Source organism: Amycolatopsis sp. NPDC004169 (assembly GCF_040610315.1).
Classification (GTDB): domain Bacteria; phylum Actinomycetota; class Actinomycetes; order Mycobacteriales; family Pseudonocardiaceae; genus Amycolatopsis.
In genome coordinates this window covers 1-12,939 of sequence record NZ_JBEXMD010000046.1, presented here as the reverse complement: position 1 = coordinate 12,939, position 12,939 = coordinate 1, and the positions used below count along the sequence as shown (strand labels likewise).

Annotated in this window: 14 protein-coding genes and 2 pseudogenes; 7 read left to right on the top strand and 9 right to left on the bottom strand. The window is 71.5% G+C overall.

Annotated elements, in window-relative coordinates:
- Positions 1-134: 134 nt before the first annotated feature.
- Together rsrA and ABZX11_RS39980 are read right to left on the bottom strand one after the other, a co-directional pair.
- The gene (gene rsrA / locus ABZX11_RS39985) at positions 135-455 is read right to left on the bottom strand and encodes a mycothiol system anti-sigma-R factor (RefSeq protein WP_176175029.1); all 321 of its coding nucleotides are present in this window, start codon (positions 453-455) and stop codon (positions 135-137) included.
- Positions 452-1,075 (bottom strand): sigma-70 family RNA polymerase sigma factor, encoded by a 624-nt coding sequence (locus ABZX11_RS39980; RefSeq protein WP_003059778.1) that lies wholly within the window; start codon positions 1,073-1,075, stop codon positions 452-454. Before ABZX11_RS39980 ends, rsrA begins: the two co-directional genes overlap by 4 nt.
- A 192-nt stretch (positions 1,076-1,267) precedes the next feature.
- Here ABZX11_RS39980 and ybaK point away from each other — a divergent pair, with 192 nt between their 5' ends.
- Positions 1,268-1,744 carry a Cys-tRNA(Pro) deacylase gene (ybaK, locus tag ABZX11_RS39975; RefSeq protein WP_354923475.1) on the top strand — a complete coding sequence of 159 codons (477 nt, stop codon included), beginning with the start codon at positions 1,268-1,270 and terminating at the stop codon, positions 1,742-1,744.
- A 373-nt stretch (positions 1,745-2,117) separates the two neighbouring features.
- Here ybaK and ABZX11_RS39970 read toward each other — a convergent pair.
- The 3 genes and pseudogenes from ABZX11_RS39970 to ABZX11_RS39960 form a co-directional block, all read right to left on the bottom strand.
- A pseudogene (locus ABZX11_RS39970) lies at positions 2,118-2,288 on the bottom strand (IS110 family transposase); the annotation flags it as partial.
- Positions 2,289-2,345: 57 nt separating this feature from the next.
- Positions 2,346-2,954, bottom strand: a complete 609-nt coding sequence (locus ABZX11_RS39965) for an alpha/beta family hydrolase (RefSeq protein ID WP_176175027.1) — start codon at positions 2,952-2,954, stop codon at positions 2,346-2,348.
- Positions 2,951-3,709, bottom strand: a complete 759-nt coding sequence (locus ABZX11_RS39960) for an SOS response-associated peptidase (protein ID WP_176175026.1) — start codon at positions 3,707-3,709, stop codon at positions 2,951-2,953. Before ABZX11_RS39960 ends, ABZX11_RS39965 begins: the two co-directional genes overlap by 4 nt.
- 106 nt (positions 3,710-3,815) lie before the next feature.
- On the opposite strand from ABZX11_RS39960, the gene rsgA reads away from it, so the two are divergent.
- From rsgA to ABZX11_RS39940, 4 genes and pseudogenes are all read left to right on the top strand, one after another.
- Positions 3,816-4,838, top strand: a complete 1,023-nt coding sequence (gene rsgA, locus ABZX11_RS39955; protein ID WP_176175025.1) for a ribosome small subunit-dependent GTPase A — start codon at positions 3,816-3,818, stop codon at positions 4,836-4,838.
- A 94-nt stretch (positions 4,839-4,932) separates the two neighbouring features.
- Positions 4,933-5,817: a hypothetical protein gene (locus ABZX11_RS39950; protein ID WP_354923470.1), complete on the top strand. Its 885-nt coding sequence runs from the start codon at positions 4,933-4,935 to the stop codon at positions 5,815-5,817.
- 70 nt (positions 5,818-5,887) lie between these two features.
- Positions 5,888-6,631 carry a hypothetical protein gene (locus tag ABZX11_RS39945; RefSeq protein ID WP_354923467.1) on the top strand — a complete coding sequence of 248 codons (744 nt, stop codon included), beginning with the start codon at positions 5,888-5,890 and terminating at the stop codon, positions 6,629-6,631.
- A gap of 44 nt (positions 6,632-6,675) precedes the next feature.
- A pseudogene (locus ABZX11_RS39940) lies at positions 6,676-7,248 on the top strand (helix-turn-helix domain-containing protein); the annotation flags it as partial.
- A gap of 435 nt (positions 7,249-7,683) precedes the next feature.
- Here the strand turns inward: ABZX11_RS39940 and ABZX11_RS39935 are convergent.
- Positions 7,684-8,175 carry a hypothetical protein gene (locus ABZX11_RS39935; RefSeq protein ID WP_354923464.1) on the bottom strand — a complete coding sequence of 164 codons (492 nt, stop codon included), beginning with the start codon at positions 8,173-8,175 and terminating at the stop codon, positions 7,684-7,686.
- Entirely contained in the window at positions 8,172-9,578 is a 1,407-nt protein-coding gene (locus tag ABZX11_RS39930; protein ID WP_354923461.1) for a wax ester/triacylglycerol synthase family O-acyltransferase, read from the bottom strand. Before ABZX11_RS39930 ends, ABZX11_RS39935 begins: the two co-directional genes overlap by 4 nt.
- Before the next feature lie 34 nt (positions 9,579-9,612).
- On the opposite strand from ABZX11_RS39930, the gene ABZX11_RS39925 reads away from it, so the two are divergent.
- Positions 9,613-10,374: an RNA methyltransferase gene (locus ABZX11_RS39925; RefSeq protein ID WP_176175019.1), complete on the top strand. Its 762-nt coding sequence runs from the start codon at positions 9,613-9,615 to the stop codon at positions 10,372-10,374.
- A 3-nt stretch (positions 10,375-10,377) separates the two neighbouring features.
- Here ABZX11_RS39925 and ABZX11_RS39920 read toward each other — a convergent pair whose 3' ends face one another.
- The gene (locus ABZX11_RS39920; protein WP_176178168.1) at positions 10,378-10,752 is read right to left on the bottom strand and encodes an HAD-IA family hydrolase; all 375 of its coding nucleotides are present in this window, start codon (positions 10,750-10,752) and stop codon (positions 10,378-10,380) included.
- A 185-nt stretch (positions 10,753-10,937) separates the two neighbouring features.
- Between ABZX11_RS39920 and ABZX11_RS39915 the strand changes: the two genes are divergently transcribed.
- Positions 10,938-11,390, top strand: a complete 453-nt coding sequence (locus ABZX11_RS39915; protein WP_303246993.1) for an Rv3235 family protein — start codon at positions 10,938-10,940, stop codon at positions 11,388-11,390.
- Between the two features lie 204 nt (positions 11,391-11,594).
- On the opposite strand, the gene ABZX11_RS39910 is transcribed toward ABZX11_RS39915, so the two are convergent.
- The gene (locus tag ABZX11_RS39910) at positions 11,595-12,806 is read right to left on the bottom strand and encodes a cytochrome P450 (RefSeq protein WP_354923456.1); all 1,212 of its coding nucleotides are present in this window, start codon (positions 12,804-12,806) and stop codon (positions 11,595-11,597) included.
- Between the last annotated feature and the right edge of the window lie 133 nt (positions 12,807-12,939).

The window sequence follows — 12,939 nt, the reverse complement described above, 5'->3', positions numbered from 1 at the left end:
AGCGCGCCCGCAAGCGTCGCAGCCGGAAGAAGAACGCCGCCAACCACGGCGGCAAGCCCAACTCCTGAGCCGGCGCCGGCACGCAAAAAGGCCCCCACACGATCGTGCGGGGGCCTTTGTCGTGCTCGGGCGCGTTATTCGGAGCGCTGTTCGAGGGTGATCTCGGTGCGTTCCACGGTGACACCGCCACGCGAGGCGACCGTCTGGCGGATCGACGCGCGCAGCCGGCTCTTCAGCTCGGCCGGGGCGTGGTCACCGCCGCACTTGCGGGCGAGCAGCTGCTTGATGTGCTCGTCGATGCCGTACTCCTCGAGGCACGGCGGGCAGTCCTCGATGTGGGAGCGCAACGCGGCGTCCCGCTCGGGGCTGCACTCGCGGTCGAGCAGCAGGTAGATGTCGGCGAGCGCCTCTTCGCAGCGCACCTTGTCGGACGCGCCCTCGCACATGTCGTTCATCGCCCGGCCACCTCCTCCTTGGCACCCCGGATGAAGCCGCGCTCACGCGCGACGTCGGCGAGCAGGTCGCGCAGCTGCGCGCGCCCGCGGTGCAGACGGGACATCACGGTGCCGATGGGCGTGTCCATGATCTCGGCGATCTCCTTATACGCGAAGCCCTCGACATCGGCCAGGTAGACGGCCAGCCGGAACTCCTCGGGCAGCTTCTGCAGGGCGGCCTTGACGTCGGTGTCGGGCAGGTTGTCCATCGCCTCGACCTCGGCCGACCGGAGCCCGCTGGAGGTGTGACTCTCCGCCTTGGCGATCTGCCAGTCGGTGATCTCCTCGGTGGGTGCCTGCACCGGCTGCCGCTGGCGTTTGCGGTAGCCGTTGATGTAGGTGTTGGTCAGGATGCGGTACATCCAGGCCTTGAGGTTGGTGCCGGCCTTGAAGGACGCGAAGGCGGCGTACGCCTTCAGGTAGGTCTCCTGGACCAGGTCCTCGGCATCGGCGGGGTTGCGGGTCATCCGCATCGCGGCCGAGTACAGCTGGTCGAGCAGCGGCATCGCGTCCCGCTCGAAGCGCTCGGCGCGCTCGGCCTCGGTCGCTTCTTCCGGAGCTGAGTTCTGCGTGCTCGGCAAACCGTTCCCTTCCCGCTCGGCGTCGATGCGCGTGCGCGCATACGGCGGACCCGAGTTTACGCGGGGACCGGGCACGCCGCGGGTCGCCGGTGCCTCAGGACGGCGGCGGCTGCGTGAGCGTGTGGTGGCGAGCGTTGTTGTCACGTCCGGTACAACCGATCGGGGTGATCGCGCATTCCCTAGACTTCCGCCATGGCTGGCAAGGGCACCCCGGCGACGGCGTTGCTGTCGAAGCAGAAAGTCGCGCACACGCTGCACGCTTACGACCACGACCCGCGCGCGGAGTCCTACGGGCTGGAAGCCGTCGAAGCCCTGGGCCTGGACCGGGCGCGGGTGTTCAAGACACTGGTCGCCGAGGTCGACGGCAAGCTGACGGTGGGTGTGGTGCCGGTCACCGGCCAGCTGGACCTGAAGGCCCTGGCGGCCGCGGCGGGCGGCAAGAAGGCGAAAATGGCCGACCCGGCGGCCGCCCAGCGGGCGACGGGCTACGTGCTGGGCGGGATTTCGCCACTGGGCCACCGCAGCCGGCTACCGGTGGTGATCGACGAGACGGCGTCGAAGTTCGAAACGGTGTTCTGCTCGGCCGGGCGGCGGGGCTTGGAGGTCGAGCTGGTACCGGCCGAGCTGATCCGGCTCACCGGTGCCGTGGTGGCGCCGATCGCGGCCTGAGCTGCGGATAGGTGTCCACCGAACGCACCGGTCACGACTGACTACCCGCGCGCGGCGGCCCGACAGCCGAGGCCCGCGAGGAGCGCCACCGCGGTGATCCGGTGCCCCATCGGTGTGAGCAGGACGCTGGAGCATGACCGGAACACCAACCCAGACCTCCCCGCCCACCCCGATACGAAGCCAAAACACGGACGGTGGTGCCGGGTCAAGGCACGCTTTCCCGCCTTGACCCGGCACCACCGTCCGTAGTCACAATCAGGCTTCGGGGTGGAAGGTGGAACCACAGACTTCACCGCAGCCCCCGCCCTGTCCCGGGGGCGTCCCTATGTGGTTGTCAAGCCGCAGCGGGGGCCGGAGCTGGTTCGGGGGGGCACTAGGTGCCGTTGCGCAGCATCGCGTAGAGCACGTGGCAGCGGCGCCGGGCCAGGCAGATCAGTGCAGCCTTGTGCTTCTTGCCCTCAGCTCGTTTGCGGTCGTAGTAGGCCCGGCTGGTCGGATCCGACAGAACGGCGAACGCGGCGAGGAAGAATGCGCGTTTGAGCTGGGGCGCAAAACCGGCCCGGCGGCAAATCTGTGGACAACCGACCCTGTTGTGGACAACTCAGGCCAGCGGCCGCAGCACCCGCGAAAGCCACTCCGTCGCCGCCCGCGAGACCGTCTCCAAGTCCTTCCCCAGGCTGTGGTCCCCGTCCACCAACACCAGCTCCTGGTGCGGCCCCGGCTTCGGCCGCCCGAACGGGTCCCGCTCCCCCTGGATCACCAGCGTCGGCACCTCGACCGCGTCGAACTCCGGCTGACGCGTCTTCTCCGGCCGCCCCGGTGGGTGCTCCGGGAACGCCAGGCAGAGCACCGCCACCGCCTGCCCGGCCGATGCCGTCCGGCAGGCCACGCGCGCGCCCGACGAACGGCCGCCGAACACGAACGGCAGGCCGTCGAAGCGCTCCGACAGCTCGTCCGCCACCGTCAGCCACGCCGTGTCCAGCTGGTTCGCCGGGGCCGGTGCGCGGCGGCCCGCCACCTTGTACGGCTGCTCGACCAGCGCCACGTGCACGCCCGCGTCCCGGGCCGCGCGCGTCACCGCGACCAGGTCCTTCGCGCCCAGGCCGCCGCCCGCGCCGTGGCCGAGCATCAGCACCGCGTCGCCCTCTTCGGCGCAGTGCAGGTACACCCGCGCCGGGCCGTAGGCGGTCTCGATCGGGACGGCCGTCATGACTTCGGCGCGTCGAACAGGGCGCTCTCCTGCGCCGGGTCGACCCGCTCCAGCAGCTCGGGCCCGTTGTTGCGGACGTTGTTCACCCGCGTCGAGACCGGCCGCAGCTCCAGCGACGCCACGATGTCCTCCGGCGTCGGCACCAGCAGGTCGGTGACGTCTTCGCGGTCCGGGTCCAGCCAGCCGTCCCAGTGGTCGCGCGGCACGATCAGCGGCATCCGGTGGTGGACGTCGGTGAGCTGGCCCGCCGCGTCGGTCGTGATGATCGAGAACGTGATCAGCGGCGACGCCTTGTCGTCGTCCTTCGGCCGCCAGCTCTCCCAGATGCCGCCGAACGCGAGCGACGAGCCGTCCGGCTCCGTCATGTAGAACGGCTCCTTCTCCTTGCCCGTGCGGCGCCACTCGAACCAGCCGTCGGCGGGCACCAGGCAGCGGCGCGACACCAGCGCGCGGCGGAAAGCGGGCTTCTCGGCGGCCGTCTCGGCGCGCGTGTTGATCATCCGCGAGCCGACCGACGGGTCCTTGGCCCAGAACGGCACCAGGCCCCACTTCATCATCCGCAGCGAGCGCTCGGCGGGCTCGTCCTCGAGGACCTGGCCGTCTTCGTCACGCGGGTGGCGCTGGACGACCGTGACGACGTTCTTCGTCGGCGCCACGTTGTGGTCCGCCCGCGCGTGGCCCTCGGTGAGGTCGATCGCGTCGAACTCCTCGATCAGCTTCGCCGGGTCCTTGGTAGCGGCGTAGCGGCCGCACATGAGCGCCTCCTCGTACCGGATGAGCCATCGTTACACGCTGGCCAGGGCCGTGGCGAGCGACGTGGGATCATTCGGGTGGGCACCGGCACACGAGAGGACGACGGGTTTGGCGCGCAACGACTGGAGCAAGCTGGACGAGTCCGACGTCCGCGTGCGTCCGGGCAAGGGCAGCCGGCCCCGCAGCAAGCGCCGTCCCGAGCACGCCGACGCCGTCACGGCCATGGTCATCGGCAAGGACCGCGGCCGCTGGACCTGCGCGATCGACGCCGATCCGGCCCGGGTGGTCACCGCGATGCGGGCCCGCGAGATGGGCCGCACCCCGGTGGTCGTCGGCGACCGCGTCGGCATCGTCGGGGACGTCTCCGGCAAGCCGGACACGCTCGCCCGGATCGTCCGGGTCGACGAGCGCACCAGCTCGCTGTTGCGCACGGCCGACGACACGGACCCCTACGAGCGGCTGGTCGTCGCGAACGCCGAGCGCCTGCTGATCGTCACCGCGCTGGCCGACCCGCCGCCGCGCACCGGGTTCATCGACCGCTGCCTGGTCGCCTGCTACGCCGGTGGCGTCGAGCCGGTCCTCTGCCTGACGAAGGCCGACCTGGCCAGCCCGGACGAGCTCCTGGCCGGCTACGCGGGCCTGGACGTCCCGGCCATCGTCACCCGCTTCGACGAGGAGCCCGAAGGTCTCGCGGAGATGCTGAAGGACCGGGTGACGGCGCTGGTCGGCCACTCCGGTGTCGGCAAGTCGACATTGGTCAACCGCCTGGTGCCGGACGCCGAGCTGGCCACCGGCGTGGTGAGCGCGGTCGGCAAGGGGCGGCACACCTCCGTCGCGGCCGTGGCGCTGCCCCTGCCGGACGGCGGCTGGGTGATCGACACGCCGGGCGTGCGGTCGTTCGGGCTGGCCCACGTCACCGCGGACGACATCGTCGACGCCTTCGAGGAGTTCGCGGAGGCGGCCGAGGAGTGCCCGTCGGGCTGCGGCCACCTCGGCCCGCCCGAGGACCCGGACTGCGCGCTCGACGACGTCGTGACCGAGGGGAAGGCGAGCCCCGAACGGCTCGCTTCGCTGCGGCGCCTGCTGGCCTCGCGCGGCGGCCACGAAGTGACGCGCACCACCGAGCCGTGAGGCACGCGGGAACCGATCGCCGACCGTCACCGTCCCATCGGTAGCCTTCGCCCGTTCGGGCGATATCCCGAGCTCCGATCCTGAGGGGACCACAATGCGCAAGACCACCCTGGTCGCGGCGGGCGCCGCGCTGGTGCTCACGCTGACCGCGTGCAGCGGCGGCTCCACGACCGGCACCGCCGAGCCGGCCGCCGCAGGCGGGCAGAGCCAGACCGACGGCCTCGCCTCGCCCTTCACCGACGCGATCAAGCTGGCGTCGGAGGCGAAGCAGGGCACCGAGAAGTCGAAGTCGGCGAAGTTCACCATGGAGGGCTCCGCCGGCGGCCAGACCCTGACCGCCTCCGGCGCGATGGCGTTCGACGGCGCGAACACGAAGTTCTCGATGACCAGCACCGCGGCCGGCCAGACCACCGAGATGCGCATGGTCGACAAGGTCATGTACATCAAGCTGCCCGCCGAACAGCAGCAGCAGATGGGCACGGACAAGTCGTGGGCCAAGATCTCGGCCGACGGCAACGACCCGCTGTCGCAGGCACTGGGCGGCGCGCTGTCGAAGTCGGCGGAGCAGAGCGACCCGAGCAAGATGCTCGAGCAGATCTCGAAGACGGGCCGGATCGTCTCCTCCGACCAGACCGAGCTGAACGGCCAGAAGGTCAACCACTACGTGGTCGAGCTCGACGTCGCCAAGGCGATCGACCAGTTCACCGACCAGGTCCCGGCCGCCGCGCGCGACCAGCTCACCGAGAAGCTCAAGGGCAAGGACCTCAAGCTCCCGGCCGAGCTGTGGCTCGACAAGAACAACCTGCCGGTGCAGGTCACCATGGACCAGGGCCCGATGATGCAGGCGCTGGGCGCGCCGGCCGGCGAGTCGAAGTTCACGATGAAGTACAGCGACTGGGGCACCCAGGTCGACGTGGCGGCCCCGCCGGCCGACCAGGTCGTCGACCTCGGCGAGCTGATGAAGCAGGCCGGTCGCTGACCGCACGACGCTGAGTAGCAGCGGCTCCCCCGAACGAGGTCGGGGGAGCCGCTGTGTTTTTGTTGGCGCCATGCGCAAAGCCGCTGTGCTGCTGCTGTTCGCCCTGTTGGCCGGTTGTTCCGACCCCCCGCGCCGTCCGTCGTTCGACGACGCCCGGGCACTGGCGGACGCGGCGACGACGGCCACGACGAACGGCGGCTCGGCGAAGTTCGGCACGGACGTCGCGGTGGGCGCGGTCCGCTCGAAGGGCCAGGGCCAGGCCCGCTTCGGCGCCGGCGGAACGGCCCAGGTGATGACGACGGACCTGCTCGGCGAGCCGCTGGAGCTGCGGCAGGTGACGGGCAAGCTGTACGCGAAGGTGCCGGAGGGGTCCCGCGACGAGGCGGGCAAGCCGTGGGTGGTGGTCGCGGCGGACGGAACGGACCCGTTTTCCCAGATAGCCGGAGGCAGCTTGACCCAGCTGGCGGCCCAGAACGACCCGGCACACACACTGCGCGAGATCCGGACGGCCGGAACGATAGTGGCGGCCGAGCGGGGCCAACTGGACGGCGCGGCGGCGGAGCACTACCGCATCGAGCTCGATTTGGCGCGGTTGGGGACGGACCTGCCGGCGGGCTTGCCCGCGGACGCGGCGGGTCAGGTGGGCGGGAAGTTCCCGGTGGAGCTGTGGCTGGATGAGACGCACCGGCCGGTGCAGATCGTGCTGGACTTGTCTCCGATCCTGCCGGGATCGGAGGCGAGGATCACGACGCGGTATTCGGAGTGGGGGAAGCCGGTGGAGGTCCAGCCACCACCGGCGGGTGAGGTTGGCTAGTCGCGGGTTCTCGCGCGTCTCGTCCGGGTTCCGGTCTGGCCTGGGTGCCGGTGATCGGAACGACGGGGTACGGGCGCTGGCTCAGCTGGCAGGGCCGCGGGCTGCAAGTTCGAGCTGGGCGGCAATGCGCGGCTCGCCGCGGAGCTACTGCGGCTCCCCCAGCCGAACGCTTTGCAGCCTGCCCCTCAGCCCCAAGAACATCCCCCGCCACACGGCGGTTTCCAGCGGTCGTTGCAACACCTGAGTGTTCAGGAGTTGCGGATGTCCGGACGAGATCGGGATCGGGCCCCGTGGGATGCGGTTCGGGGTCCAGGTCGGCGTGGCAGGCCGTTGATCGAGGAGCGGATCGCCTACTTGCGCTGTTGGGTGCGGGGGTTGGCAGTCGGGAAGCGGCCCGGCGGGTCGGGGTCAACTACCGGAGCGCGAAACATTGGTGCGCCGCCGCCGCAGCCGCGGCCGCTTCTGCGGCAGTGGCTGCGGCACCGCCGGTGGTGTCGCCGCGGTTTCTGAGCCTGGCCGAGCGGGTCGTGATCGCTGACCGGGTCCGCGAGCCCGGGGTGTCGCTGCGGGCGATCGCGGCCGAGCTGGGCCGGCCGGTGTCGACGATCACCCGGGAGCTGGCCCGCAACCAGCACCCCGACTGCACCTACCAGCCGCACACGGCGCATGAGCGGACCACGGCCCGGCGGGCCCGGCCGAAGGTCGGCAAGCTGGCCGCGGATCCGGTGTTGCGGCGGTCGTGCAGGATGGGCTGGATGTCCGGTGGAGCCCCGCAGCCGCATACCCGTCCGGATCAACTCAGGCCGCGGATGGCCACCCCGATGGTGGTCGGACTCAACGACCGGTCCCGGATGACCCTCGGCTGGGACAGCCCTGCCGAACGCATGACACAGCTACTCAACACCATCCACAACCAGCAGCAGTGTTGCAACCAACCCCCAGAAACCACCCTGTCCCGGGGGAGGGCGTCCCCAAGTCCAGTCTACCGCCCACCCCCGACAAAACCGCAGCTCAAGCCCACCTGTCCACAAGCGACCCCACCTGGGGACAACTCACAGCAACTCCAGCAGAAACGGCAGCTCCTGCGGCGCATACCAAGCCAGCTCATGGTCCTCGGCATCGCCCAAAGTGAACTCCGCGTCCGGGTCCCCCAGGTCCGCCGCGTCGATCACCGCCGCCGCTGCCGCCACCGCTTCCGCAGCCTCCGGGGCGTCCACGTGGATCGCCGCCACCGCGGACATCGGGATCGGGCCGCCGATGCGGACCACCGGGGCGTCCAGGTCCGGGCGCAGCGTCACGTTCGACACGTCCGCCGACACCACCACCCGGCGTGGCTCGCCCTTCTCCTCCGCCGCGATCAAGCGCAGCGAGGCCCGGGCCGCGTCCAGCAGGGCCGCGTACTCCAGCTCCTCGTCCGACCCGCTCACGTACGCCTCGCGCAACGCCGGCGTCAGCGCGAACGCCGTTCCGCTGCGGGCGCGGAACTCCCCCGATGACTCGAGGTCGCGAAGCATCGCGATGGTCGCAGGCAGATAGACCCTCACCAGTGCGCACCCTTCAGCTCTTCCAAGGACTCTTCGATCATCCCGGCCACCAGGTCGACGTCGAACGCGGCCTTGCGGTCGCCGTTCAGTCCGAAGTAGACGCCGCCGTGGTAGGACGTCACCCCGATCGCCAGCGCCTGGGTGCGCATCAGCGGCATCACCGGGAACATCTCGACCAGTCTGGCCTCTCCCGCGTACATCGGCACCTGGGGGCCCGGTGAATTGGTCACCATGACGTTGAAGATGCGCCCGGACAGCGAGCCCGCCGCTCGCGCGCCGAGGGAGTGGAGCGTAGCCGGAGCGAAACCGCCCACCTTGAGCAGCCCGCGCGCCGCCACCGAACGGCCCGAGTCGAGGTGCTCGGCCATCGCGTGGCCGATGTGCTGGAGCCGCAGGACCGGGTTCGGCTCGCCGACCGGCAGGTCCACCAGGTACGCCGCCACCTGGTTGCCGACCAGGGCCGGTGTCGAAAACTCGGCCGTTTCGGCGTCGCGGACCGCCAGGGGCACCAGCGCGCGGATCGTCGTGTTCGGCGTCAGCTGGACCTCGCGTGAAAGCAGCCATTCGCGCAGCGCACCCGTGATCGCCGCGAGGACGACATCGTTGACCGTGCCGCCGTGCGCCGCGCGGATCTTGCGGAAGTCCTCCAGCCGCGTGCGCACGACCGAGAACACGCGGCCGCCCGACACCCGGACGTTCAGCGGTCCCGGGGGCGCCGGGCTCACCAGCGTGCGCAACGTCGACGCCACGCCGCCGACGGTTTCGGCGAACTTGCCCGCCGCCGCGACCGCGTCGTTCGCCGCCGAGCGGACGTTCTCCACCACCTCGCCCGGCCGCTGGACGCCCTCGCTGATCGCGTCCAGCACCAGCTGGGTGCGGCTCGGCTCGCGGCGCGGCGTCCAGATGTCCTCGAACGGCTCCGGCGCGGCCGGCACCGGGTCGAGGACGATCTGGCCGAGGTCGATCGTCCCGACACCGTCCACAACGGACTGGTGGGTCTTCGTGACGAGCGCCACCCGGTCGCCCGCCAGCCCCTCGATGAAGTACGCCTCCCAGAGCGGCCGCTCCGGCGCCAGCCGCCGCGACATCAGGCGCGCGACCAGGTCGAACAGCTGCTCGTCGCTGCCCGGCTGGGGCAGCGCCGAGCGCCGGACGTGGTAGTTGAGGTCGAAGTCGACGTCGTCCACCCACACCGGGCGCGCCAGGTGCCCCGGCACCTCGAGCACGCGCTGGCGGTACCGCGGCAGGTACGCCAGCCGCCCGCCGATGAGGTCGACCAGCTGCGAGTAGCCGAAGCCGGACCGCGGCCGCTCGAAGATCGCCACGCCGCCGACGTGCATCGGGGTCGCGTGGTCCTCGACGTAGAGGAACGAGGCGTCCAGTGCGGAGAGACGGTCGGGCATGAGCCGATCCTTACACAGTGAAAGACTGCCCGGTGTGGGTGATGACTCGACGATTTCGCCGAAGGACCGCTTCCTGACCGTGTACGGCCGGAAGCCGGTGCTCGAGGCGCTGGCGGACGACGGCCTGCGCGTGGACAAGGTGATCCTCGCCGACACCGCTCGCGGCCCCGGCGCCGCCGAGATCCAGCGCGCGGCGAAGGCCGCCGGCGTGCCGGTGCAGCGCGCCAGCGCCCACCGGGTCAAGGTCCTCGCCGGCAACGGCAAGCAGGACCAGGGCGTGCTCGCCGACGTCGTCGCCCCGCGGATGCGAGCGCTTTCCGCGGCGCTGGCCGACCGGCGGCCGCCGGCGCGGGTGCTGCTGCTGGACGGCATCACCACACCCGCCAACGTCGGCATGATCCTGCGGACGGCGACCGCGGCCGGGCTGGAGGGCGTGATCGTGCCGCGGCGCGGCGTCGCGGCGCTGGACCCGCTGGTGGTCAAGGCTTCGGCCGGGGTGGCGTTCCGCGCTCCGGTGCTGCGGTGCGGCTCGGCGCGCGAGGCGGCGGAGCAGCTCACCGAAGCCGGCTACGGGCTCTACGCGCTGGGCGCGTCGGCGCGCACGACGGTGTTCGACGTCGACCTGCCGCAGCGCGCGGCGTTCGTCCTCGGCGGCGAGACGGCCGGGGTCGGGCCGGAGGTCGGCGAGCTCGTCACCGAGTGGCTGTCGATCCCGATGCCGGGCGAGGTCGAGTCGCTGAACGTCTCGGCGGCCGCCGCGGTGGTGTCGTTCGAGCTGGTCCGCCGCGCGCGCTGACCGCTACCCCGCGGGGAACAGCACGGCGAGCTCGTCGAGCGTTTCGCTGACCGACCGGTGGTGGACGCCGACCATGCCCGCCTGGACGGCGCCGCGGATGTTCGTCGCGGAGTCGTCGACGAACGCGCAGCGCGCGACGGGCAGCCCGAGCCGGTCGGCGGCGATCAGGTAGACGGCCGGGTCCGGTTTGGCCACGCCGACCTCACCGGAAAACACCAGGGCGTCGAAATAGTCGAACATGGTGTTCTTGACCTCGTCCGACGCACCGGGGGCGTTGGACAGCAGCGCGGTGCGGACGCCGCGCTCGCGTGCGGCCGCCAGGTATTCGTAGAACCGGCCGGCGTCGGGATCGGTGAGAACTCCGGCGAAATCGACCAACAGCCCTTTCAGCACCCGGCACACCATAGCCGTGGCGGTGAAGCGTGTCGCGCCGAGTGGTCGGCTTACCGTATCCGCAGTCATGAATCCATGTTTCGGCGATTTTCGCCCGGATCGTGCGATTCCTGGTTCTTTTTCGGCCCGTTCCGGCCTCTAAGCGAAAGCCGAGTCAGGGAGGGCAGGAAATGATCGAGGAACACCGGTTGCGGACACTGGCCGACTGCGAGGTGCCCCGCCGCGCGGACCGTCCACAAGGGGTGACACCGAGGGAGCACGACCGCGCCCGCGGCCCGGAGCCGAGGCAGCCGGAGGCGGGCGAGGTGGGTCACCTGCTGAACATGCTGCTGGAGGCCTACGACGGCCGCCGCCCGGTGGCGCAGGTCCGCGCGCTGGTGGCGCCGGAGGTGTACGCGGGATTGAGCGGGCCACGCGGACCTCGGCCACGGCACCGGACGCAGACGATCCACACGTGCACGCCGGCCCCGGAGGTGGTCGAGGCGTGTGCCCGCGTGGAGGCGGACGGCCGGTCGTTCGCGTTGGCGGCGCGGTTCACGCGGACGCCGACGGGGTGGCGGTGCGAGCGGTTCGCGCTGCTGAAGCCGCACCAGCCGGCGAAACCGATCCGGCGGGTGGCGTGACGCGGGAAGCTGGGGGCCGCTCGCCGCCGAGAAAGCGCTGGTGGGCCGGCCCGGGCGCTCGCCACGCTGATGCGAGGCCGGCGGAATCATGCCCCTCTCCGCTATTCGAGGGACCGCGGCTGGCGCGGTCCCTCGAACCGGCGTCGGCGTGGTGGCCGGGCGCTCGAAGCCGCCTACGGCACCGCGGGCGGCAGCACGCTCGTCCTAACTGCCGTTGGTCACCGGCAAGGTCGACAAGCCACGCAAGGTCGTCGTCGGGTTCCAGGCCGGGTCGGCCGCCAGGCTCAGGTCCGGGCGGCGGCGGGCCAGCTCGCGGAACGCGATCCGGGCCTCCAACCGGGCCAGCGGTGCCCCCAGGCAGAAGTGGATGCCCTGGCCGAACGCCAGGTGCCGCCCCGGCTCGCGTGCCGGGTCGAACGTGTCCGGCGACGGTCCCGTTGCCGGGTCGTGGTTGGCCGCTCCGATCAGGACGATCAGCTGGCTGTTCTCCGGTACCTCCAGTCCGGCCAGCGTGGTGTCGCGCAGGGCCGTGCGGGCCGTCAGCTGGACCGGGGAGTCGTAGCGCAGCACCTCCTCCAGCACCCGCGCCGCGTTCTCGCCCTCCGTGCCCAGCGGCTTCAAACCCTCCGGGCCGCTCAGCAACGCCAGGACGCCGTTGCCGATCAGGTTCGTCGTCGTCTCGTGGCCGGCGATCAGCAGGAGCGTCAGCGTCACCAGCAGCTCGCCCTCGCTGAGGACGTCCCCCGCGTCCGAGACCGCCACCAGTGCCGACAACAGGTCCTCGCCCGGCTCGCGGCGCCGCTCGGCCGCCAGCGCACGGAAGTACGCCACGAACGATTGGCGGGCCTTGATCGCCGGCTCGGCCGTGCCCGGGTGCTGCAGGAGCGGGGGGTCCAGCGCCCGCGCCATCGCGTGCGACCACTCCGCGAACCGCTCGCGGTCGTCCAGCGGCACGCCGAGCAGTTCCGCGATCACCTCGACCGGCAACGGCTTCGCGAGCGACGTCATGAGGTCGCATTCGACCGGCGCGCGGTCGAGCAACTCCGCCGCGATCTCCTCGATGCGCGGGGTGAGCTGCTCCACCATCCGCGGCGTGAACGCCTTCGCCACCAGCCGGCGCAGGCGGGTGTGGTCCGGCGGGTTCAGCGACAGGAACCCCCGGACCACGCGTCCCGCTTCGTCGACCGGCTGGTCCGGGAGGCGGTCCGCCGGATCCAGGTACTCGGGTTCCGGGTGGCCGAACGCCGGGTCGCGCAGCACCTGCGTGGCCTCCGCGAAGCCGCTGACCACGAACATCCGCTCGGCGACGGCCGCCACCGGATGGCGCTCGCGCCAGCTCCGGTAGTGCGGGTACGGGTCCGGCCGCCGCTCGGCGCCGAACAGCGCGAAGAACTCCTGTGAATCCGCCGATGTCACCCGAAAACCCCCCGTAACCGACACCGGGGCGGGGGGCCGAGCCCCCCGCCCCCGGGGGTAAACACCGGTGCGCGAAGGGGGGCCGGAGTTAGCATCTTTTGGGCGGGGCGCGGGGCGGCGCGCCGGGGGCGGC